This is a genomic window from Bacillus sp. LSHTCR4 (assembly GCF_057197025.1).
This window is the reverse complement of record NZ_JBXUNO010000001.1, coordinates 434,878-456,943: the sequence shown is the minus strand read 5'-3', so window position 1 is coordinate 456,943 and position 22,066 is coordinate 434,878. Positions and strand designations below refer to the sequence as shown.

29 protein-coding genes and 1 other annotated feature are annotated in these 22,066 nt (G+C 35.2%); of the genes, 13 read left to right on the top strand and 16 right to left on the bottom strand.

The window, feature by feature from the left end:
• Nucleotides 1-25: 25 nt before the first annotated feature.
• The 4 genes from ilvN to AC2CGR_RS02340 form a co-directional block, all read right to left on the bottom strand.
• Complete coding sequence (gene ilvN, locus AC2CGR_RS02355) at nt 26-535, bottom strand: acetolactate synthase small subunit (protein ID WP_000822948.1); 510 nt, start codon at nt 533-535, stop codon at nt 26-28.
• Nucleotides 532-2,232: an acetolactate synthase large subunit gene (gene ilvB, locus AC2CGR_RS02350; protein ID WP_087964663.1), complete on the bottom strand. Its 1,701-nt coding sequence runs from the start codon at nt 2,230-2,232 to the stop codon at nt 532-534. The genes ilvN and ilvB overlap by 4 nt, the downstream gene beginning before the upstream one ends.
• 72 nt (nt 2,233-2,304) lie before the next feature.
• Nucleotides 2,305-2,532: a binding site (T-box leader), on the bottom strand.
• 16 nt (nt 2,533-2,548) lie between these two features.
• Nucleotides 2,549-3,445, bottom strand: coding sequence for a branched-chain-amino-acid transaminase (gene ilvE / locus AC2CGR_RS02345; protein WP_131101732.1), 897 nt, complete (start codon nt 3,443-3,445; stop codon nt 2,549-2,551).
• A gap of 141 nt (nt 3,446-3,586) precedes the next feature.
• A complete protein-coding gene (locus AC2CGR_RS02340) occupies nt 3,587-3,802 on the bottom strand; it encodes a hypothetical protein (RefSeq protein ID WP_484480477.1) in 216 nt (71 codons plus the stop codon).
• Nucleotides 3,803-3,861: 59 nt separating this feature from the next.
• Between AC2CGR_RS02340 and AC2CGR_RS02335 the strand changes: the two genes are divergently transcribed.
• A complete protein-coding gene (locus tag AC2CGR_RS02335; protein ID WP_000752502.1) occupies nt 3,862-4,101 on the top strand; it encodes a DUF3911 family protein in 240 nt (79 codons plus the stop codon).
• A gap of 125 nt (nt 4,102-4,226) precedes the next feature.
• Complete coding sequence (locus tag AC2CGR_RS02330; protein WP_000101006.1) at nt 4,227-4,466, top strand: YkuS family protein; 240 nt, start codon at nt 4,227-4,229, stop codon at nt 4,464-4,466.
• Nucleotides 4,467-4,818: 352 nt separating this feature from the next.
• On the opposite strand, the gene AC2CGR_RS02325 is transcribed toward AC2CGR_RS02330, so the two are convergent.
• Together AC2CGR_RS02325 and ytfJ are read right to left on the bottom strand one after the other, a co-directional pair.
• Nucleotides 4,819-4,908 carry a hypothetical protein gene (locus AC2CGR_RS02325; RefSeq protein WP_000608225.1) on the bottom strand — a complete coding sequence of 30 codons (90 nt, stop codon included), beginning with the start codon at nt 4,906-4,908 and terminating at the stop codon, nt 4,819-4,821.
• A gap of 108 nt (nt 4,909-5,016) precedes the next feature.
• Complete coding sequence (ytfJ, locus tag AC2CGR_RS02320; RefSeq protein ID WP_001973324.1) at nt 5,017-5,484, bottom strand: GerW family sporulation protein; 468 nt, start codon at nt 5,482-5,484, stop codon at nt 5,017-5,019.
• A gap of 264 nt (nt 5,485-5,748) precedes the next feature.
• Here ytfJ and AC2CGR_RS02315 point away from each other — a divergent pair, with 264 nt between their 5' ends.
• Complete coding sequence (locus AC2CGR_RS02315) at nt 5,749-6,141, top strand: imidazole glycerol phosphate synthase (protein WP_002020776.1); 393 nt, start codon at nt 5,749-5,751, stop codon at nt 6,139-6,141.
• Nucleotides 6,142-6,174: 33 nt separating this feature from the next.
• Here the strand turns inward: AC2CGR_RS02315 and AC2CGR_RS02310 are convergent, their stop codons facing one another.
• On the bottom strand, nt 6,175-7,518 hold the full coding sequence (locus AC2CGR_RS02310) for a TrkH family potassium uptake protein (protein WP_087964659.1): 1,344 nt from the start codon (nt 7,516-7,518) through the stop codon (nt 6,175-6,177).
• A gap of 766 nt (nt 7,519-8,284) precedes the next feature.
• On the opposite strand from AC2CGR_RS02310, the gene AC2CGR_RS02305 reads away from it, so the two are divergent.
• Nucleotides 8,285-9,520, top strand: a complete 1,236-nt coding sequence (locus AC2CGR_RS02305; protein WP_029437975.1) for a dicarboxylate/amino acid:cation symporter — start codon at nt 8,285-8,287, stop codon at nt 9,518-9,520.
• A gap of 22 nt (nt 9,521-9,542) precedes the next feature.
• Here the strand turns inward: AC2CGR_RS02305 and AC2CGR_RS02300 are convergent, their stop codons facing one another.
• Together AC2CGR_RS02300 and AC2CGR_RS02295 are read right to left on the bottom strand one after the other, a co-directional pair.
• Complete coding sequence (locus AC2CGR_RS02300; protein ID WP_000184934.1) at nt 9,543-9,698, bottom strand: hypothetical protein; 156 nt, start codon at nt 9,696-9,698, stop codon at nt 9,543-9,545.
• Nucleotides 9,699-9,835: 137 nt separating this feature from the next.
• Nucleotides 9,836-10,255 carry a MarR family winged helix-turn-helix transcriptional regulator gene (locus AC2CGR_RS02295; protein WP_000081447.1) on the bottom strand — a complete coding sequence of 140 codons (420 nt, stop codon included), beginning with the start codon at nt 10,253-10,255 and terminating at the stop codon, nt 9,836-9,838.
• 161 nt (nt 10,256-10,416) lie between these two features.
• Between AC2CGR_RS02295 and AC2CGR_RS02290 the strand changes: the two genes are divergently transcribed.
• Both AC2CGR_RS02290 and AC2CGR_RS02285 read left to right on the top strand, forming a co-directional pair.
• Complete coding sequence (locus AC2CGR_RS02290) at nt 10,417-10,848, top strand: YrvL family regulatory protein (RefSeq protein WP_098314276.1); 432 nt, start codon at nt 10,417-10,419, stop codon at nt 10,846-10,848.
• A gap of 33 nt (nt 10,849-10,881) precedes the next feature.
• Nucleotides 10,882-11,469: a thioredoxin family protein gene (locus tag AC2CGR_RS02285; protein ID WP_110093220.1), complete on the top strand. Its 588-nt coding sequence runs from the start codon at nt 10,882-10,884 to the stop codon at nt 11,467-11,469.
• 28 nt (nt 11,470-11,497) lie between these two features.
• Here AC2CGR_RS02285 and uppP read toward each other — a convergent pair whose 3' ends face one another.
• Entirely contained in the window at nt 11,498-12,289 is a 792-nt protein-coding gene (gene uppP, locus AC2CGR_RS02280; protein ID WP_000796243.1) for a bacitracin resistance undecaprenyl-diphosphatase, read from the bottom strand.
• A gap of 183 nt (nt 12,290-12,472) precedes the next feature.
• On the opposite strand from uppP, the gene AC2CGR_RS02275 reads away from it, so the two are divergent.
• The 3 genes from AC2CGR_RS02275 to AC2CGR_RS02265 all read left to right on the top strand — a co-directional run bounded on the left by AC2CGR_RS02275 (nt 12,473) and on the right by AC2CGR_RS02265 (nt 14,248).
• Nucleotides 12,473-13,837, top strand: a complete 1,365-nt coding sequence (locus AC2CGR_RS02275; protein ID WP_131101728.1) for an MATE family efflux transporter — start codon at nt 12,473-12,475, stop codon at nt 13,835-13,837.
• A gap of 69 nt (nt 13,838-13,906) precedes the next feature.
• Nucleotides 13,907-14,080 (top strand): hypothetical protein, encoded by a 174-nt coding sequence (locus tag AC2CGR_RS02270; protein ID WP_000343559.1) that lies wholly within the window; start codon nt 13,907-13,909, stop codon nt 14,078-14,080.
• 18 nt (nt 14,081-14,098) lie between these two features.
• Complete coding sequence (locus tag AC2CGR_RS02265; RefSeq protein ID WP_165507125.1) at nt 14,099-14,248, top strand: hypothetical protein; 150 nt, start codon at nt 14,099-14,101, stop codon at nt 14,246-14,248.
• Between the two features lie 63 nt (nt 14,249-14,311).
• Here the strand turns inward: AC2CGR_RS02265 and AC2CGR_RS02260 are convergent, their stop codons facing one another.
• A complete protein-coding gene (locus AC2CGR_RS02260) occupies nt 14,312-14,830 on the bottom strand; it encodes a biotin transporter BioY (RefSeq protein ID WP_270185360.1) in 519 nt (172 codons plus the stop codon).
• A gap of 83 nt (nt 14,831-14,913) precedes the next feature.
• On the opposite strand from AC2CGR_RS02260, the gene AC2CGR_RS02255 reads away from it, so the two are divergent.
• The gene (locus AC2CGR_RS02255; protein ID WP_270185361.1) at nt 14,914-15,816 is read left to right on the top strand and encodes an aminoglycoside phosphotransferase family protein; all 903 of its coding nucleotides are present in this window, start codon (nt 14,914-14,916) and stop codon (nt 15,814-15,816) included.
• Nucleotides 15,817-15,818: 2 nt separating this feature from the next.
• Here the strand turns inward: AC2CGR_RS02255 and AC2CGR_RS02250 are convergent, their stop codons facing one another.
• The 5 genes from AC2CGR_RS02250 to amaA form a co-directional block, all read right to left on the bottom strand.
• The gene (locus tag AC2CGR_RS02250) at nt 15,819-15,980 is read right to left on the bottom strand and encodes a hypothetical protein (protein WP_000651093.1); all 162 of its coding nucleotides are present in this window, start codon (nt 15,978-15,980) and stop codon (nt 15,819-15,821) included.
• A gap of 98 nt (nt 15,981-16,078) precedes the next feature.
• Complete coding sequence (locus AC2CGR_RS02245; RefSeq protein WP_000544557.1) at nt 16,079-16,852, bottom strand: hypothetical protein; 774 nt, start codon at nt 16,850-16,852, stop codon at nt 16,079-16,081.
• A gap of 24 nt (nt 16,853-16,876) precedes the next feature.
• Nucleotides 16,877-17,323, bottom strand: a complete 447-nt coding sequence (locus AC2CGR_RS02240; protein ID WP_000041145.1) for a flavodoxin — start codon at nt 17,321-17,323, stop codon at nt 16,877-16,879.
• The gene (locus AC2CGR_RS02235) at nt 17,316-17,492 is read right to left on the bottom strand and encodes a hypothetical protein (protein WP_071724117.1); all 177 of its coding nucleotides are present in this window, start codon (nt 17,490-17,492) and stop codon (nt 17,316-17,318) included. Before AC2CGR_RS02235 ends, AC2CGR_RS02240 begins: the two co-directional genes overlap by 8 nt.
• Before the next feature lie 226 nt (nt 17,493-17,718).
• Nucleotides 17,719-18,888, bottom strand: a complete 1,170-nt coding sequence (gene amaA / locus AC2CGR_RS02230; RefSeq protein ID WP_484480476.1) for an N-acyl-aliphatic-L-amino acid amidohydrolase — start codon at nt 18,886-18,888, stop codon at nt 17,719-17,721.
• 336 nt (nt 18,889-19,224) lie between these two features.
• Between amaA and AC2CGR_RS02225 the strand changes: the two genes are divergently transcribed.
• From AC2CGR_RS02225 to dltB, 3 genes are read left to right on the top strand one after another with little or no spacing between them, the layout of a single operon-like run.
• A complete protein-coding gene (locus AC2CGR_RS02225; RefSeq protein WP_000440293.1) occupies nt 19,225-19,371 on the top strand; it encodes a teichoic acid D-Ala incorporation-associated protein DltX in 147 nt (48 codons plus the stop codon).
• 12 nt (nt 19,372-19,383) lie between these two features.
• On the top strand, nt 19,384-20,898 hold the full coding sequence (gene dltA / locus AC2CGR_RS02220) for a D-alanine--poly(phosphoribitol) ligase subunit DltA (protein WP_087965269.1): 1,515 nt from the start codon (nt 19,384-19,386) through the stop codon (nt 20,896-20,898).
• Entirely contained in the window at nt 20,895-22,061 is a 1,167-nt protein-coding gene (gene dltB, locus AC2CGR_RS02215) for a D-alanyl-lipoteichoic acid biosynthesis protein DltB (RefSeq protein ID WP_071724114.1), read from the top strand. Before dltA ends, dltB begins: the two co-directional genes overlap by 4 nt.
• Nucleotides 22,062-22,066: the final 5 nt, after the last annotated feature.

The window sequence follows — 22,066 nt, the reverse complement described above, 5'->3', positions numbered from 1 at the left end:
TTCATTTCCCCCTAAATTTAAATGATTATTGAATTAACATAACTTGCTTATCTTGCTTTTTCATACTGCGTGTAAAGGCTGTTACACCTGTTCTTGCAATTTCTTTCAAACCGTATGGACGAAGTAATTCAATTAATGCTTCTACTTTTTCCTGCGTACCTGTTACTTGCACAACTATGGAATCCTTCCCAACATCTATTACAGCGGCTCGAAATGGTTCAATTAAACTGTATAATTCCGCCCTCGCTACCGAAGTTGCTACTTTAATAAGTGCAAGTTCTCTTGCAATCATCGCTTCTTCTGTAATATCTGATACTTTCAAAACATCGATTTGCTTATGAAGTTGTTTAATTAACTGCTCAACTTGCTGTTCATTTTCAACGTGTACAACAATCGTCATCCGCGATATGTCCGATGATTCTGTATGACCTACTGAAATACTTTCAATATTAAAATGTCTTCGTGTCATAACACCTGTAATTCGGTTTAACACACCACTTTGATTTCGAACTGTCGCTGTAACAATTCTCTTCACCTTTTTTCCACTCCCTCCATTTGGTGAACACCTTTCCCTGGCGCAACCATCGGCATTACCTTTTCTGATTGAAGTACACGGCAATCAATTACGACCGGTTCTTGTAATTCAATTGCATGCTGCAATTGTTTCTTTGCAAGAAGTGGATCATCTATGCGAACTCCTTTTATGCCATACGCATTCGCAAGAGCAACGAAATCTGGTTGACACGATAGTAAAGAGTGCGAATATCTTTGGTTATAAAATTCATCTTGCCATTGTCTTACCATTCCTAAAGCTTCATTATTTAAAATAAATACTTTAACAGGTAAAGAGTGTTCTTTTAACACACTTAATTCTTGCAGAGTCATTTGAAATCCAGCGTCACCAACAATTGCAATAACTAGTTCTTCAGGCTTTGCAATTTGGGCACCAATTGCTGCAGGAAATCCGAATCCCATCGTTCCTAATCCTCCTGAAGTTACCCATTTATCTGGATTTTTCAGCGGATAATATTGGGCTGCCCACATTTGATGTTGCCCCACATCTGTTGTTACAATCGCTTCTCCTTTCGTAATATCATATAGCATATCAATTGCATATTGAGGCTTAATACTTTCAGAATTTCGTTTATAAGAGAATGGATACTTTTCTTTTCTATTCTTTAATAAAGAGATCCACTCATGATGATTTTCTTTCCTTCCTTCTGGTTGAAGTAATACTTCGAGCGCTCGCTTAGCACTTGCAACAATAGGAATTTCAGTCGGCACATTTTTTCCGATTTCTGCTGGATCAATATCGATATGCGCGACAGTCGCCTCTTTCGCAAAATAAGCTAAATTTCCAGTAAGACGATCATCGAATCTCGCACCTATATTAATGAGTAAGTCGCATTCATATAACGCCATATTAGCTGTGTAAGAACCATGCATTCCTCCCATCCCTAGAAAAAGCTCATCATCTGGCGGAAAGCCACCAAGACCAAGTAATGTATGCACAACAGGAATTTCATATTTACGAGCAAAACTTGTTAATTCTTTCGAAGCTTTCGCATGCAATACACCTGCTCCAGCTAAAATTAATGGCTTGTTTGCAACCCTAATTGCTTGTAATAATTTGTTTAATTGAAGTAGATTCGGTTCATAATTAGGGTTGTATCCTGGTAAATCCATTTGCACATCACTACATCGTTCGCCTTGCTCTACCACCATATCTTTCGGAAGGTCAATAACGACTGGCCCTGGTCTGCCTGTTCTAGCAATATGAAATGCTTCTTTAATAATTCGAGGTAAATCTGAAGCCTTTCGCACTTGATAATTATGTTTTGTCACCGGCATCGTAAGCCCCATAATATCCGCTTCTTGGAAAGCATCACTTCCAATTAACGTTGTCGCTACTTGCCCTGTAAATACAACAAGTGGTAATGAATCAATCATCGCATCTGCTAGACCAGTAATTACATTCGTAGCACCTGGTCCACTCGTTGCAATTACAACTCCTGGATTGCCAGTAATTCTGGCATACCCTTCAGCAGCGTGAATAGCTCCTTGTTCATGCCTTGTTAAAATATGCGGAATTTCACAGTCATAGAGCGCATCATAAAGAGGTAAAACAGCACCACCAGGATAACCAAAAATCACTTCTACTCCTTCCTTTTCTAGCGCTTCTAACAATAGCTGTGCACCAGTTGCCAGTTTCTCTTCCGTTTTTGAAGACATTGTTCTTATAAGCCCCCTTTTAAAAACTTTTATCAATAAAAAAAATCCTACGTCCACACTCCAGCTATGTGCTGAAGGGACGAAAGATTTCGCGGTACCACCCTTCTTTGCAAGAATACTCTTGCCTCAGTGACCCATAAATGAGTCTAGCTAATAACGGAGCTACCGTCTAAGCCTAGACAAATGCTTCAGCTTAGCACTCAAGGGCGATGTTCGTCAACGTGAACCATCGGTTTCCAGCAACCACCGACTCTCTGTGAGGCTTCACAATCAACTACTCCTCCCTATCAACGCTTTCTTATGTTATAAAGAGTTGTTATCCAACTTTATTTTCTTCGTAAATTTTCTCTCCATCTTCTATAACTAACTTTCGGAATTCTTCTAATAAACGATTCGTATGTGGACCCGTTTGCCCTAAACCGATTGTTCTACCATCTACTGTCGTAACAGCAATTACTTCCGCAGCCGTTCCTGTTAAAAACACTTCATCAGCTACATATACATCATGTCTTGTAAATAACTCTTCTCTAACTTCATATCCAAGTTTTTCACCGATTTCTAAAATAGCGTTTCGTGTAATACCTTCTAACGCTCCAGCAGAACTTGGTGGTGTAATTAATTTATTTCCTTTTACAATAAACACGTTATCTCCTGAGCCTTCAGCTACGTATCCTTGATCATTTAACATAAGCGCTTCTTGTACTCCAGCCAATTTCGCTTCGATGCGAACTAAAATATTGTTTAAGTAATTTAAAGATTTTACTTGAGGCGACAATACATCTGGACGGTTTCGACGCGTTGCAACTGTTACAACTGGAATCCCTTTTTCATAATACTCTTGCGGGAATAAAGATAGTTGCTCTGCAATTACTACTACATTCGGTTTCTTACAAGAATCAGGATCTAACCCAAGATTTCCTGCTCCTCTCGATACAACTAGGCGAATGTATCCATTAGATAATTTATTTTGTCGAATCGTTTCAACAACAATATTCGTTACTTCATCTAAAGAATATGGAATTTCTAACATGATGGATTTTGCTGATTCATATAACCGGACAAGATGCTCTCTCAAACGGAAAACATTACCGCTATAGACTCTAATTCCTTCAAATACTCCATCTCCATATAAATAACCATGATCATATACTGATACTTTTGCCTCGTCTTTTGGAACAAATTCTCCATTTAAGAAAATCCATTGCTCGTTCACTGGAAAGCGCCTCCTATGTTCTATGAATTTTTTATTGTTTCCTAGTTTACTCTCCTTTCTAAATAAATCAAGTGAATTTTTAGAAAATTTATAATTTTTATTCGTACGTACATCTTTAATTATATTGATTTAACAACATTGTTAACGTTTACAAAAAGTCAAAAAATTTTTTTCGCCAATTTCTACTAAAAAAAATATTTGTTTAAAAGAAGGATTTTCGCCAATTGATACGAATCTATTGTATTCAATAAACGGACGTCCGTTTTTATAAATTCGGGAATATACAACGACTTTTGCTGAAAAAGGGGGAAAATAATAAAAATAACGCTGTCTAAAAATAACATTCATATTTTTCATTTCGGAATCATAATCCTATTTTAAAAAAACAATTTGTCAAAATGAAGGAGGAAATCAATATGGCGTGTGTACAAATTAAAGGAACGAGACAAGAAGTAGTAGAAATGCTTCAACTATTTGATCTAATGGATACGAAAGGTTTTTGTAAATTCGATAATTATGTAGAGGTAGAACCAAATCATAAAGAACATAACAATTTTATTGCTTCCATCGACATCCATTCAAATACTTCTTCCGCCCAAGATACTTTAAACGATCAATTCGTAAGCCAAATGCTTACTGGTGTATATAACGACTAAATAAAGTGAAACTTTAATCAGGCTATCCGTAAATTACAGCTAACTATATGCTTCCTACCGTCTTTGTATAAATATATGCGATGTACTTGAGCATACTAGCAACTAGATGGTAGGAGGTGAATATTATGGCTAGAATCGGTGTTGAAAACTCGTTAACAGATGTTCAGCAAGCTCTTAAGCAACAAGGACATGAAGTTGTTACCCTTAACTCCGAACAGGATGCACAAGGCTGTGATTGTTGTGTTGTAACTGGGCAAGATTCCAATATGATGGGGATTGCAGATGCATCAATTAAGGGTTCGGTAATTACAGCTCATGGTTTAACAACGGATGAAATTTGTCAACAAGTTGAAAGTCGCACTTAAAAAATGAAAGAGGACCCCTTTTGAAAAGGAGTCCTCTTTTTTATATTCACCTAACGGGAAAGTAACATATACTGGATGAAAGCCCTACCTCTCTCTCATCATTACGGTTCCACTGACCGCTCCTTGATTCACTAGTATACCTATAAAGCCTATAATTATAATTTATAGGGTTTGTTCACAAAAGTTGTTGGTAAAACTACCCGATCTTTCGCAAACTTTTCGTATTATATTTATAAGATTTATTTACTTTACACTAGCTGTAACCGAGACACGAATTAAAATTTTAACACCGATACAATAACTTGTCAACATTTTTTACAAATTAAAAACAGACAGTAACGGTTTGTCTGTTTTAAAATGGAGCTTTTTCTTTTATTACATATACAACAAAGCCGCTTACTAACATACATAAGCCAACTACTAAGTTTTTGATATTAATCATAAATTCCTCTCCCTTATTCCACACATCATATATATTTACAGTTCAATTATTCCGATCATCATAAAGCGCACTTTTTCTAATATATCATAATTCCTAAAAAATGCAAGTTCACTTTTGACGATTATTTACAAATTTATCTACAGTGCTTGGCACAGTATTTAAAGCCTTCTCAATTAAATGCGTACTACTATTAAGGTGCAATACTTGCACACCGTTAGAACCAACTACTAAAAAAGCAACTGGGCTAATAGAAACCCCAGCCCCGCTTCCGCCTCCAAACGGATGAGTTTGCTTGTTCTCTTTATGCTGCCCTTGTCCGTTATTATGTTTTTCGGAAATAAAATCACCTTTAAAGTCACTTCCACCGGCACCAAAACCAAAAGCCACTTGAGATACTGTTAATACTACATTTCCATCAGCTGTTGAAACTGGACTTCCAACAATCGTATTTACATCTACCATCTCTTTTAAATTTGTCATTGCTGTTTTCATTAAATTTTCAATTGGATGTTCCATTATGTATTGCACCCTTTCCTCATTATTCTTTTTTATACTTTCCAAAATAGAGGAAGTCATACTAACTTTTCCTATTTCAAAAAAACAATTTCCTCTTTCTAGATGGATATTACTCCCTGTACCTACTCGGATAAAGTGAAACTTTAATCAGTGGAGGGGTTCTTCATCCCCCGCTGATTATTAGCCCTCACCAATCGGACTTTAATGGGCAGCCCGCCCCCATCTAACTTCTTTGCTTTCTCTGAATTTGGAGGTGGGGGTCTTACTGCCCATTAAAGCGGGATAAAAAATAAAAAGAGATACATACTACTATTGAACCTTGTTATGAAAGGAGTCATGACTTTGACTGAGAAATTTGATGAGTATAAAAAAAGAGATAGAATAGATAGTGATTATAGTGACTATAAAGAAGAATATGCAGCTGAGGTTGCACCACAGCGCATTGATTATGATTACGATGAGAAAGATCATAAAGATGATGTAAGATCGTCCGCTGCTGGATCAACGGCTGGCTTTATCGCTCTTGCCTTATCTATCTTATCACTATTTACCTTCCCAACATTATTTGGTCTTGTTTCTGTACTACTAGGGATTTACGCTTATAATCGCGGAGCTACTGTAACTGGTGGTATCGCTGCGATTGTCGGCGGAATTGCAGCACTCATTGCAATTTTATTCCGAGTAGCGCTTATCGGCTTATTGTTCTCCCTTTTTTAAAAAGAAAAAGGTATCTCGCTTATGCGGGATACCTTATCCTGTAAATACATCTTCTGATGGATATTTAATTTTTTGTTTTGCTGGCCGCGCTAAAGAAAATACGAGTGTTAACGGTCCGATTAATCCACAAAACATAACAAACATAATAATACATTTTCCAAATGCTGATAACTTTGCAGTAATTCCCATCGTTAATCCTACCGTTCCAAACGCTGAAATTGTTTCAAATAGTAACTGAATAAAACTGAAGTTTTCTGTAAGCATTAACATAAAAACTGCTGCAAAAATGAGGATTTGACTGGCAACGGCAATGGCTAATGCTCTCGTTACTGTCGACATTTTAATTGTGCGCTGAAATAATACGATTTCCTCTTTCTTTCTAAAGAAAGAAAGGACAGATGTAACTAAAATAACAAACGTTGTTAATTTAATCCCTCCACCTGTTGATACACTTCCTGCACCAATAAACATTAAAACCATCGTAAATAATATAGATGATTCTTCCATTCCCCCGTAGTCAACTGTATTAAACCCAGCAGTACGAGGAGTAATCCCTTGGAAGAAAGAAGCCCATAACTTTTCATTTAAAGGTAAATCCCCTAACGTCTTCACATTATTATATTCCAATACAAAAATCACAATCATCGCTATCATATTTAGCGCTACCGTTCCAATAATCATGATTTTGGAATGAAGCGATAGTTTTCGAAAACTCCGGCTATACCATATATCAATTAATACGGTAAATCCGAGACCACCTATTACGATTAAAGAGCAAATCCCAATATTAATAATAGGATCGCCTACATACCTTGTTAAATTATCCGGCCATAGGGCAAATCCAGCGTTATTATAAGATGCGATTACGTGAAAAATACTATAGTATACACCTTTTCCAAAGCCAAACTCTGGAATAAAACGAAATGATAAAAAGATGACTCCAATAAACTCAATACAAATTGAAAATATAAAGACACGTTTTACTAATTTTACGAGACCACCTATATTTGTCTGATTAAACGCCTCTCCAATTAATAAGCGATGACGTAATCCAATTTTTTTACCTAATACCCAAACAATTAAAATGGCAATTGTCATAAGGCCTAAACCGCCTGTTTGAATTAAAAACATAATTACAATTTCACCAAACATCGTAAACGTACTTGCAGTATCTACTACTCCCAATCCCGTTACAGTTGCTGCTGACGTTGCCGTAAAGAAAGCATCTACCCAACTAATATGTACTTTCGTTGCGAATGGTAACTTTAATAACAAACCGCCAACCACAATTAAGCAGAAAAAACCTAATGCTAATATTTGTGGTGGATTTAATCGTATAAAACGATTATACAGCCTTTGTCTTTTTGTTACTTCCATATTCACTAGCTCCCTTTTTGCCCCTCATAACTAAAGGCTTATAAAAAACCTTAAATAGTAGGATAAACCTTATATTCTTATAATATAGTTGAGCATAATCCTTTTTTTCATAGTTTTCAACTTTTATTTATACTCAAACTTCACTTCATTTTATGAAAAGACTCTTTCTATTATAAGTATCCTTACTCTACAACTCTCACAACAATCATTTTATATGTATCATTTCTTAAATCCTCATACCTTTCACTCTATGTTCACATAGGGGTCACATCTATCTTTTATAGTATATGTATCGGAGCTGTTCCTCCCTAATTTATAAGACATTCCCCAGTGTCTTTGAACAGCTTTCCATCCCTAATTAAATTGACATAAATTGTCCCCTTCCTTAGGCCATCCTGTGTGTGATGGTCTTATTTTTTTGTCTTTCTATCTTCTATTTAAAACTCCCTCTCTCTTTCACTCTATGTTCACACCCCGGTCACATCTATCTTTTATAGTATATGTATCGAAGTTGTTCCTCCCTAATTTATAAGACATTCCCCAGTGTCTTGAACAACTTCCATCCCTAATTAAATTGACATAAATTGTCCCCTTCCCTAGGCCATCCAATGTGATGGCCTATTTTGTTTTTCAAATACAAACGTAATCCTCTCTACACTAAAACAAATAATTTTATACAAATTTTCAGAAAATATTGTAAAAATAGGTATTTTTTCGGTACAATTAATGTAGAAAGCTATTTTACAAAAAATAAGGGGGGATTTTATTGAAACAAACAAAAGCAATCTTAATTGCATTATTTCTCGGTTTAGTTGTCGGACTCACTTTAAATTTAGCTGCTCCATCCATTTTTGATCCGTTAAATCAATATGTGTTCAATCCACTTGGTCAATTGTTTATTCGACTCATTAAAATGCTAGTTGTTCCTGTCGTATTTATTTCTATCGTACTGGGAGCTGCTGGTCTTGGAGATCCGAAGCAACTTGGAAGAATCGGTTTAAAATCAATTTCATTCTTCCTCGTAACAACAGCTGTTGCCATCTCTATTGCTGTTACATTTGCACTTATTATAAAACCAGGATCTGGCGGTAACTTTAAAACCGAAGGGCTTAAATATGAGGGGGCAAAAACCGAAACATCTTTCGTTGATACATTGCTAAATATCGTACCAGATAATCCAGCAAAAGCAATGGCCGATGGAAACATGTTACAAATTATTGCCTTCGCCGTATTAATCGGACTCGGTATAGCTATTTTAGGAAAACGAGTTCAAGGTATCCATTCATTACTTGAACAGGGCAACGAATTAATGATGTATCTTGTTAATCTCGTTATGAAATTGGCTCCAATCGGAACATTTGGCTTGCTCGCTTCATCCGTTGGTAAAATGGGTCTTGCAGGCGTCGCTGCGATGTTCAAGTATATGATTGTCGTTATGCTAGTACTTATTATTCACGGTGTCTTCGTATATGGCGGCTTATTAAAGGTATTAGCAAAAGAAAGTATTGTCCGTTTCTTTAAACATTTCGGACCAGTAATGGCGATTGGATTTAGTACATCTAGCTCTAATGCATCTCTTCCATTTGCTATGAAAACCGCACAAGAAAAACTAGGAGTTCCAAAAGCAATCAGCTCTTTTGTACAACCATTAGGTGCGACGATTAATATGGATGGTACGGCTATTATGCAAGGTGTCGCGACTGTATTTATCGCTCAAGTATACGGCGTTGAACTTACATTACCGCAATTAGCTATGGTCGTATTAACTGCTGTACTAGCAAGTATCGGCACTGCTGGTGTACCAGGTGTTGGGCTTGTAATGCTGACGATGGTTTTAAATCAAGTAAATCTACCAGTAGAAGGTATTGCCTTAATTATCGGTATTGACCGCATTCTAGATATGTCAAGAACAGCTGTAAATATTTCTGGTGATGCAATTTGCGCAATGATTGTCGCAAAATCAGAAGAAAAATATAATACGGATCAATCTGCCGCATCTTAAATCAAAAAAGGAGTGAAATGATTCACTCCTTTTTTGATTTACTTCCTTTTTTCGAACGATATTCTTTTCCTTTGTTATCATTACCAGTCTCAAATTCAGCACTAAACTCTTGCTGAAATTGCCCTGATCTGGGTGAGCCTTGATTTCCGCTCCCTTTACTACCATTTCGATTTGTCATATTTTTGCCCCCTTTCCTTTACTAGTAGTATGTTACATATTTTCTTTTTTATAATCTTTTACATACAAAAGAAGACCTTCCTCATATAAGGAAGGTCTTCTCCATCACTACGTAAGCGTTTTCTCACTTGTAATAACTTAAATAAGTTTTTTAGAAATAGATATCATTATATTCATTTCTTCTTCTGAAAGCGTAGAAAATCTTTCTTGTAAATATTGTTTTTTCGCATCTTCCATTTTCGCAACTAAATTTTTTCCTTGCTCTGTAATCTCCAAATATACAACTCGGCGATCTGACGTAGAACGTGAACGAGTTACAAAACCTTTATTAATTAATTTTTCTGTAACAGCTGTAATATGACTATTCGACACATTTAACTCATTCGCTACACGTGATACCATTTCTTTATTCGTACGATTCAATATTCTAAGGACGATGAACTCATTCCACGGTATGTAACCACCAAATATTTTTCCAATATCATTACGCAACGTGCGGAACATAGCAAAAACATTTGTCGATAGTTCTTCCATTAATTGCTCTCGATTTTGAGACAACTTTGACAGCCCCTTTTATTTCATTTAGTTAAATAAAAACCTTATTAATAATTTTACATGAAATCTTACTTTTTGTCACCTTATTTTCCCATAATTCGTAGTTTTTTAATATGAATTTTATGATAAAATGAAGTTAACTTCCAGAAAAAGGGGGTATTTTAATGCGTGAGGAGGAGAAGTTCTCAAATCTCAGCCTAAAAGATAAGACCATTATCATTAGTATTATTGCTCTTTTTCTCATTATAGTTTTTGCATTTATATTTTTTGTATATGTAGGAATCTTTCAAATTACAGGTATAGAGTATAATTCACGTACTGCTTTACTTCTCTTTTTTTTATTAATCACTTTCTTAGACGGTATTACATTTTTCATCTTCAGCTTCTTCAAAGCACTGCTATATCCACTGACACAAAACATGCAAAATTGGATTTCTATTACGCTTTTCTCATTCATTGAAATTACACTAGATTGGTTCGTCATTCATACTGCTGATGATTGGATAGAAAGCGTACAAATGTCCAACATAGCTGAATTATGTGTCGTACTATTCCTTTTCCTATTAAGTAAATTATTAAGCGATAAGAAAGAGTAAGAATACAAGCTTTTCTACATAAAAATTGGTACAATGAAAATAAATCATACTAAAGAGGTGTTACTTATGAACTTACAACAATGGGCTGATAAAGGTATGTCCTTTGATACATATGTGAATGAAATGAAAGTAAATCAATACGAGCTACTGCACATTTACAATAACTTTTTAATTCCAAATGAATTACTTCCAGTTTTAGAAGAGCGTCAAAATGATGGATGGCGTGTTATCGTATTAACAGCTGATTGGTGTGGTGATGCTCTTTTATGCGTACCTGTTATGAAACGAATTTCTGAAGTTGCAAATATTGATATGTCATTATTAATTCGCGATGAAAACTTAGAATTAATGGATCAATATTTAACAAACGGAACAGCACGTGCGATTCCAATCTTTATTTTCATTGATAAAGATGGAAACGAACAAGCCGTTTGGGGACCACGTGCTCCAAAAGTACAAGAGTTAGTAACTTCGATGCGCGCTACATTACCTGAAAAAGAAGACCCAACATTCGAAGAGAAACAAAAAGAAATGTACGCTAACTTCCGTGCTACATTGGCTGACGATACTTCTCTTTGGGAACATGTAATGGAAAGCATGATGGAAAAAGTAGTAAAATAAAAAACTGCCGAATTCGGCAGTTTTTTTATTACATAATGAAGAAATAGAATACCGCAGCTAAAATGAAACGATAATAAGCGAACGGTGTTAGTTTTACACGAGATAATAATTTTAAGAATGAAACAATTGCAAGCATTGCAACAACGAACGCTGTAATAAATCCTGTTGCAAATAACGGTATATCAGCCGCACTTAATATATCCCAGCTTTTAATTAAATCTAAGCCACTTGCTGCTACCATCATTGGTACTGCTAAGATGAATGTATATTCAGCTGCCGCTGTATGTGACACGCGAGCTAATAAACCACCACTTATTGTAGAACCAGAACGAGAAAATCCTGGCCAAAGCGCTAAACATTGGAACATTCCGATTGTAAATGCTTGCTTATATGTGATTTCATCTAATGTTCTTGCTGTACTTGGTTTCGAAAACTTCTCAGCAACAATCATTAAAATACCACCGGCTACTAAACTAATGACAACTGGTCCTGGACCAAATAAAACCTTTTTAATTGCACTATGGAATAATACACCTAATATGCCGGCAGGAATCATTCCGATAATAATATGTAATAAATTTAACGATGGTCCATCTGTTACTTTTCCTATACCTACTAAAGACCATAGACGCTTCCAAAATATAACTACAACTGCTAAAATCGATCCCAATTGGATAACAACTTCGAAAACTTTCGCTCTCTCGTCGTCGAATCCAAGTAAATGACCTGTTAAAATCATATGTCCTGTTGATGAAACTGGTAAAAACTCTGTTAAACCTTCAACAGCACCCATGATTATTCCAATTAACCAATCAGCCACGAGTAGTGCCTCCTTAATAACAAATATGTAATTTTTCACACCTTATCATAATACCTTATCCCCTTTTAAAGTGCATCCTTTTTTTATTGATTGTACATATTGTATGCGCGTATTTCTTTTCTATTTTTTGATTAAATTGTATGATAGTTAGAGTTTGTTTTTTTTATACGGAAAGGGGATTTTATGAAAGAAACTAATTCATTATCACAAAAATTAAAGCAATTTGTATTACTATTTTTCCCGATTTTCGTTACGCAAATGTCATTATTTGCAATGAGTTTTTTCGATACGACAATGTCAGGACATGCAAGCCCTATTGATTTAGCAGGTGTTGCTATCGGAACAAGTATATGGATTCCAGTTAGTACGGGATTAACAGGAATTTTGATGGCTACGACTCCAATTGTTGCACAACTCGTCGGATCTAAGAAAAAAGAGGATGTTCCTCACGTTGTCATACAGGCAGTATATTTAGCCATTTTCGCTAGCCTCGTTGTTATCCTTATCGGTTTCTTTACTGTTACACCTATTTTAAATGGCATGCGATTGGAAGAACCTGTAGAACGTATTGCAGCACAATTTTTAAGTATTATCGCAATTGGAATTATCCCTTTATTTACTTACACAGTTTTACGCGGATTTATTGATGCATTAGGAAAAACTCGTACAACGATGATCATTACATTACTATCATTACCAATTAATGTAGTATTAAATTATGTATTAATTTTCGGTAACTTCGGTTTTCCAAAACTCGGTGGTGTCGGAGCAGCAATTGCTTCTGCAGCAACCTATTGGTGCATTTTAATTATTACCGTTATTATTATTCGTACGAAAGAGCCTTTTGCATCTTTCCATATCTTTAAACAATTATATCGCCCTTCTCTTTCGAGTTGGAAAGAGTTCTTACAACTTGGCGTCCCTATCGGATTTGCTATCTTTTTTGAAACGAGTATTTTCGCTGCGGTAACACTTATGATGAGTAATTTTAGTACGACAACAATCGCAGCTCATCAAGCAGCTATGAACTTCGCTTCCTTGCTATATATGACTCCTTTAAGTTTAGCAATGGCCATGACCATCTCTGTTGGATTTGAAGTTGGAGCGAAACGATATAATAACGCAAAACAATATGGATTTATCGGGATTGGCTTAGCACTTGCATTCGCCCTATTATATTCCATTCTTCTTTACTTCTTTGATGATGAAATTGCTTCGATTTATACGACAGATATACAAGTTCATCATTTAGCAAAAGAATTCCTTATATTTGCGATTTTATTTCAAATTTCAGATGCAATTGCAACTCCTGTACAAGGGGCACTACGGGGTTATAAAGATGTAAATGTCGCCTTAATTATGACATTGATCGCCTATTGGGTAATTGGTCTCCCTCTCGGTTACATATTAGCAACCTATACTGATTGGGCAGCAAAAGGATATTGGATTGGTCTTATTATCGGTCTAGCATTTGGAGCAACCTTCCTGCTTGTCCGTCTCTTTCAAGTTCAAAGAAAATACACAACAGAAGACCGCCGCTCACGATAGAGGGCGGTTTTCTTTATGCATATTTTTTCTTTAAACGTATAACATAATGAAAAAGAAAGGTGGATACATATGGACGAAAAAGAAAAAAAGCAATCATTCGACGAAGAATTCGCCCCTGAAATTTCACCTGGATATCGGCAAGATGTACATAAGCCACCTAAATATAAAAACACTTCGTTTTTAATGGGGATTACCATTTTTGCTGCTGTATTGCTTGTGCTTATCATTTTCGTTTATTTTTGATGGAAGGTGATTTATTATATGAAGAAACAAAATTCCAATCGTTCAAAAAGAACTGTAAAAACAGAAAAAGGGTATGTAGGTGATTCGGTTCTTACTCAAAAACAAGTCGAGCAAGGAAATTTATATATTGCTCAAAAAGAAATTGGTCAACAAAATGAAAATCTTTAGAATCCCTCAAAGAACTGGGGGATTTTTTATTCCGCTATTTATGGCACTGATTCATGTTTCACTTTATTGTACGTACTGTTTTTGTTCTAACACCTTAAATGTATGATTAACCTTTACAATTTTCATTTCATAATTCAATTTCATTTCGCTTCTCTTACCATTTTCAGTACCCACCACGTACGCTACAGTTTTATAGAGAAAACTTTCATCCGTCACTTCACGTATTTCCCCGTTTATAAATTTATACTCTAAGTCCCGAAAACGATTTGGATAATAGTTTTTCATTAATTGTTCATACCCACTATTTACAAATATTTCTTCACTTTTTCGTTTTACATCTTCTTTATTATGAAACCCAAACACTGATAGTTGCTCGGTCACAAAATGTTCTCCTACCTTTTTCATTTCATTATGAGTTAAAATTTCTATACTTTTGTTCTTTAATCCCTTATTTAATCCGTACTGATCAATCGGTTTATAGCTAGCAAAAACCTCTTCTTTATATGACCAAAACAATCCAAAAGCGATACATAGAGAAGTGATTAATAGTCTTTTCTTCATAACACTCCCGCCCCTCTTCATAATGATAATTGTATTTTAACATATAGAAAGAAAATTCTGATATCATGAAGTAGAATAACTTAACTTAGAAACGAGGAACAATTATGGACTCTTACAAACAATATATTAAAAAAGCTCTACCTAATCTTTCTATACATTCCTATAAACAAAATGAGGAAGGATGGGATAATGTAGCAATTATAGTAAATGATGAACTACTGTTTCGTTTCCCGCGAAAACAGGAATATGCAATGCGAATTCCATTAGAAAAAGAACTATGCACACTTCTCTCTTGTTCACTACATGAAATTGAAGTTCCAAAGTATCACCTATTCTATGAAAAGAATACTGATGCTATTCCGCTTTGTAGCTACTATACTCTCATTCATGGTGAACCTTTAAAAACAGAAATAGTTACTACACTAGAAAAACAAGAACGAAAAGCACTTATTACACAATTAGCAACTTTCCTTGCTGCTCTACATAGTATTCCTCTAAAAAGTGTTACAGCGTTAGGATTCCCTATTGAAAAAACACTTACCTACTGGAAAGAGCTACAAACTAAATTAAATCAGTATGTTACTAACAATCTTACTTTGTTCCAAAAATCAGCCTTAAATCGTTTATTCGAGAGTTTCTTTGCCTGTCTAGCTACATCCAAATTTCAAAATACAATCATTCACGCCGACTTTACACATCATCACATTTTATTTGATAAACAAAATAAAACCATTTCAGGAATTATCGATTTTGGTGATGCTCAAATTGGAGATCCTGCCTTTGATTTCGCTGGGCTATATGATGATTTCGGACATGAATTTACTACATCAGTATATGAACAATACAGTACACTTACTTCACATCATGATCCATTACTCATTCACCGCATCACAAGTTTTTATCAATACAGTCCTTTACTACATAATATGATTTATAACTTTGAAACAAAGAATGAACTTAAATTTCTAGTAGGTATAAAACAACTGAAAGTAATACTGCAGGGATGAGATTACATTCTCTCCCTATATTCCCTCTCCTCATACATCATTAACTTTTTATCCATTTCAACAATGACTTTATACAGTTGAAATGCTTGTAAAATTTGCAGTTGAATTCCAAAAGGAGCATTCTGTTCTTTTAACCATTGAAATACTTTCGTTTCATCTTTCATTGATTATTCCTCCCTTTATTAAAATCTGCTACAAATATACGGTAAATGATGAAAAGCTTTTCATGTCAATAACAAAAAAGAATGCAAAATTGCATCCTTTAATGTACGATATTTTTCTTCTGTTTCGCTTCTTTCTTTACTTCTTCCCCTTGGCATTCACTACGAAATGCACAACTTATACACTCAGAACGAAAATGACGCTCTGTATAATGCTCAGGTTGCTGTAACATCTCTTTCATTCTAGATAAATCAGCCATTCCAGTTATAATATCTTCCTGTTTCGGAATGTAGTCATACTTAGTTCCTTCTATTAAATTAATAACTTCAATTTTTCCTGGAAGAATGCCGAAAGCTTTATAACTGAATACTGTCATTAACTTTTGACAAAGAGCAAGCATTTCCTCATCCGCATCGACAACATACTTTTTAATTACAAACGACTCAGTACTCCACTCACCAACTTCTAATGTCAATGACATGTGAACACCTAACTCTTCCATATATGTTTGAAATTTTTCATATAAAAATAACGGCGGTGTCTGGCTATCATCTCTTTCAACAAACTGTAATAAGTGATCCGTTAGCTTCGCTAACACAATATAATACTCCGTCTTCGAAGCAAACATATTAACCCTTACTTTTTTCCAATACTTTTCTATTAATATTAAAAGTACAATTTTCGTTTGTTGGCCTGCAGGTAGCGTGTAATATTCGTTAATAATTCGATTCACAATCATTTGTGCGATTTGTTGCCATTCAAACGAAGAAGGTTCTCTCCTTTTTATATGACGAAAATAAAATTTATGCGGACAACGCATAAAATCATACAAATGATAATCTGTCATCGTTTTGATTGCGATTTTCTCATGCACTTGCTCTTCATCTCCCTTCTGCCATTAAGAAAGGTGTTTTACAAATTCAGCTCCAAACTGTAAACATTTTTCTACATCTTCATCTTCTGGCGTTAATTCTACTTTTAATCCTTCTAACACAACTGCTGCCCCGCGTTCTTGTAGCTTTTCTATTAAAATGTCAACTGCCACGCCATATTTTGGATAAGCCGAATCACATGATCCGAATACTGCCGCTTTTTTCCCATTTAAATCAATAGAATCCATTGCGTCATAAAAATCTAAGAAATCATCAGGAAGATCACCATCTCCCCAAGTGTATGCCCCTAAAATAATTCCATCATACTGTTCTAATATAGAAGCTTCCGGTGAATCCATAATATCAATAACTTCAATTTCATTTTCTGTTTCACGAATTGCACCGGCAATATGGTCAGCCATTTCCTCTGTATTTCCACTCATACTTGCAAAAATCATTACTAACTTACTCAACTGAACCTCTCCCTTTACTTTGTATCTCTTTTTCTGTTTGAATGCTCTTCTTCTCATCTACATATTCAGAACGAATTACATTTCGTTGCCATTCCATATGCTGATTAACTTCTTTATTTTTATCTTTTAATCCCCTCCGTAGAAGGTGAAATTTTTTTCTCATTAACATGTCGCATCCATCCCATTGATAATAATTATCAATTTCAACTATATTTAGATTAATTGACATTGATAATCAATGTCAATAACTATTTTTAAAAAAATGATTAAAATGTACAAGCTTGTCCGTTAGCTATTCATATACTATAAATGAGCATAGTTCTTTCTCAGCCCTCTCTGACGGAAAGAAATAAAAGCAACTGCGATAGAGCGCAGTTGCCTTTTTTTATACTTTTCTATGATTTCAGTAACCTCATCGTTGTTTCTAAAAATAATTCCACTCCATAAATGAGAGCTGATTCATCTACATCAAATTTTGGATGATGATGAGGATAGCAAGTATCTATCTTTTCATTCCCCGTCCCCAATTTAATGAAGCAACCCGGTGCTTTTCTTAAATATGCTGAAAAATCTTCTCCTCCCATAGAAGGTTCAAGCTTCACAACACGCTCATTCCCAAACAAATGTAGTGCACTTTCTTCTACTACTTTCGTAATATATTCATCATTAATAACTGGATCATATCCATATCGATACGTATATGTATACGCCCCTCCATGTGCTTCTGTAATTCCTTTCACAATTTTCTCGATTTTCTCTTCGGCTTCTATCCTTAATGCTTGATTAAATGAACGAACAGTTCCCATTAAAGTTACTACACTAGGAATAATATTATCAGCCATTCCCCCATGAAACTGTGTAACCGAAACTACCCTTTGCATAAAAGCACTTGTATTTCTTGATACGATATGTTGTAAATTTGTAATAATCTGTGCTCCGATAGCAATAGGATCTATTGTTTCTTCTGGCCTCGCTGCATGCCCTCCTTTCCCTTGAATTTCAACTGTAAATACGTCTGGTGCCGCCATCATCGGCCCGTACGCAATGCCTATCTTTCCGCTCTCAAGTCCTGACATAACGTGTAAACCTATTACATAATCAACACCATCCATCACGCCTGCTTCAACCATTTCTTGTCCCCCGCCGGGATACACCTCTTCGGCATGCTGAAAGAATAGACGGATTTCACCTGCAAAATCTTCCTTTATATTTGATAGCACTTCTGCTGTACCTAACAAAATAGCTGCGTGAGCATCATGCCCACATGCATGCATCATTCCTTTATTCACAGACATATAAGATTTACTTGTCTCCTCTTGAATTGGCAAAGCATCTATATCAGCTCGAATCGCAATCACTTTCCCTTGTTCTGTTCCTCTTTTTATTGCTAGTACACTATACTTTGTAGGCCTCGTTACTTCTAAAGAAGAAAATGAGCATACTGTATCATATATAAATTGCGAAGTTTCTTTTTCATAAAATGATAATTCCGGATACTTATGGAAATGTCTTCTCCATTTCAAGATATTTTCTTCCGAAATTAGATTCTTCCACACTCTATTCATGATAATTTCCTCCTTTTCAAAAGAGATAGAAATGAAAAAGTTTACTCCGTTTCAAATGATTCATAAAAACAAATACTATATTTTACACATTCTTATCGTCCACTTTTATTTATTCACACAATCTACATTCTATTTACATGTCAAACCCATTACAAATTCATGCTGAATGTAATATAATTGCTAAGTTAGGGATTTTCTTTTTTAGTATTTAGTGCTAATATCAGAAAAGAGCCTTTTGACTTATTTTTACCTAAAATGTGGAAGTTTGTTTTTTTCACAATAATGTAGGACATGATACCTACAAAGAGCTATTATTTCATTAAGAGAGGGAAAGACATGGAAAGATTAAAAGAGATATGGTCTCGACCACTCACACAATGGGTTGCAAAGACGGTTTATTACCTTGCAATTTTATTTGCATTACTTTGGTTGTATGGATTCCATGATACAAACACAAGTACATTTATTTACAACGAATTTTAGGGTGGGAACGTTATGAAGTTATTAGAACAAATTGAAAAGTGGGCTATTGAAACGCCTGATCAAACTGCTTTTGTTTGGCGAGATGCGAAAATTACGTACAAACAATTAAAGGAAGATTCTGATGCGTTAGCACATTGGATTTCTTCTGAGTATCCAGATGATCGTTCACCAATTATGGTGTATGGCCATATGCAACCTGAAATGATTATTAACTTTTTAGGTTGTGTAAAAGCTGGACATGCTTATATTCCTGTAGATTTATCTATCCCAGCTGATCGTGTACAACGTATCGCTGAAAATTCTGGTGCGAAATTACTTTTATCAGTAGCAGAAGTAGCTGTAACTGATTTACCAGTTCGCATTGTAAGTGAAGACAACTTAAAAGATATTTTCTTTACTCATAAAGGGAACACTCCAAATCCTGAACATGCGGTAAAAGGTGATGAGAACTTCTACATTATTTACACATCAGGAAGCACAGGTAATCCGAAAGGGGTTCAGATTACTTATAACTGCCTTGTAAGCTTTACAAAATGGGCTGTAGAAGATTTCAACTTACAAACAGGGCAAGTATTCTTAAACCAAGCACCTTTCTCATTTGATTTATCTGTCATGGATATTTACCCATCATTAGTAACAGGTGGTACACTTTGGGCAATCGATAAAGATATGATTGCACGTCCAAAAGACTTGTTTGCTTCTTTAGAGCAATCGGATATACAAGTATGGACTTCAACACCCTCTTTCGCAGAGATGTGTTTAATGGAAGCATCTTTCTCTGAGAGTATGCTACCAAACATGAAAACATTCTTATTCTGCGGTGAAGTGTTACCAAATGAAGTAGCTAGAAAATTAATTGAGCGTTTCCCAAAAGCAACAATTATGAATACGTACGGTCCAACTGAAGCTACTGTCGCTGTAACAGGTATTCACGTTACAGAAGAAGTACTTAATCAATACAAATCACTTCCAGTTGGCTACTGTAAATCAGATTGCCGCCTTCTTATTATGAAAGAAGATGGTACGATTGCACCTGATGGTGAAAAAGGTGAAATCGTAATTGTTGGTCCTAGCGTCAGCGTTGGATATTTAGGAAGCCCTGAATTAACAGAAAAAGCATTTACTATGATTGACGGTGAGCGCGCCTATAAAACAGGCGATGCTGGCTATGTTGAAAATGGTCTTCTATTCTATAATGGTCGTCTTGATTTCCAAATTAAGCTGCATGGTTATCGAATGGAATTAGAAGAAATTGAGCATCATCTTCGTGCGTGTTCTTACGTAGAAGGAGCAGTTATCGTTCCAATTAAAAAAGGTGAGAAATACGATTATTTATTAGCGGTTGTTGTTCCTGGAGAACATTCATTTGAAAAAGAATTCAAATTAACATCTGCAATCAAAAAAGAACTCAATGAGCGATTACCAAACTACATGATTCCACGTAAATTCATGTATCAATCTTCTATTCCAATGACACCAAATGGAAAGGTAGATCGCAAAAAATTATTGAGTGAGGTTACAGCATGACCGCATATGGATCATTTTATTTTTTCGCTATAGTGGGCATTTTATTAATACCTACTATCATAGCTGGATTAAAAGGTAAAATGTTGCGTAAATATAATGCCGTTTTAACATTAGTCATGATTGCTATTATCTTCTCGGATAAACCGAAGCAAGCGATTATGTTAGCCGCATTTATTATTTGGCAATATGCCCTGATTAAAGGCTATTTACTTTTAAGAAAACAAAACAATAGTACATTCATGTTTTGTATAGCTGTTATTTTATCGATTTTGCCACTTATTTTGGCAAAAATCGCACCATTTGTACCTGAATTACATTTTATTGTTTTCGCAGGTATGTCTTATGTAACATTTAGAGCTGTACAAATGGTCTTTGAAGTTCGTGATAATTTAATTAAAGAACTTTCCTTCTTTAATTTCTGGGAATTCGTTTTATTCTTCCCTGCGATTTCAAGTGGACCTATCGATCGTTATCGTAGATTCCAAAAAGATATCCAAAAGCCACCTAGTGCTGAGGAATATCAAAATTTACTATATACAGGACTTAACCGTATTTTCCAAGGTTTTCTGTATAAGTTTATAATCGCTCACTTGATAACAACATACCTTGTAAAGGCAGTATTCGCCAATCAAGATACACTTTTATCTAATGCGATTTTTATGTACGCTACTAGCATGCAGTTATTCTTTGACTTTGCAGGTTATAGTGCGTTCGTAATTGGTATCAGTTATATGATGGGAATTAAAACTCCAGAAAACTTTAATAAGCCATTCCTTAGTCGTAATATTAAAGACTTCTGGAACCGTTGGCACATGAGTTTATCATTCTGGTTCCGTGATTTTATTTACATGCGTTTCGTCTTTTTTGCAACGAAGAAAAAGTTAATTAAGAACCGTTACACTATTTCGTATATCGGGGCATTTTTAAACTTCTTCATTATGGGAATTTGGCACATCCAAGGAAGCGCTGTTGCGCAGTATGTTATTTATGGTCTATATCATGCCGCACTGTTTATTTTATTCGATATTTTCGAACGAAAAAACAAGAAGCATAAGTTTTGGCCAAACAATAAATTTACACACGTCCTTGCGATTGTAATTACGTTCCATGTTGTATGTTTCGGTTTCCTAATTTTCTCTGGACACCTTAACAGATACTTTTAATGCAC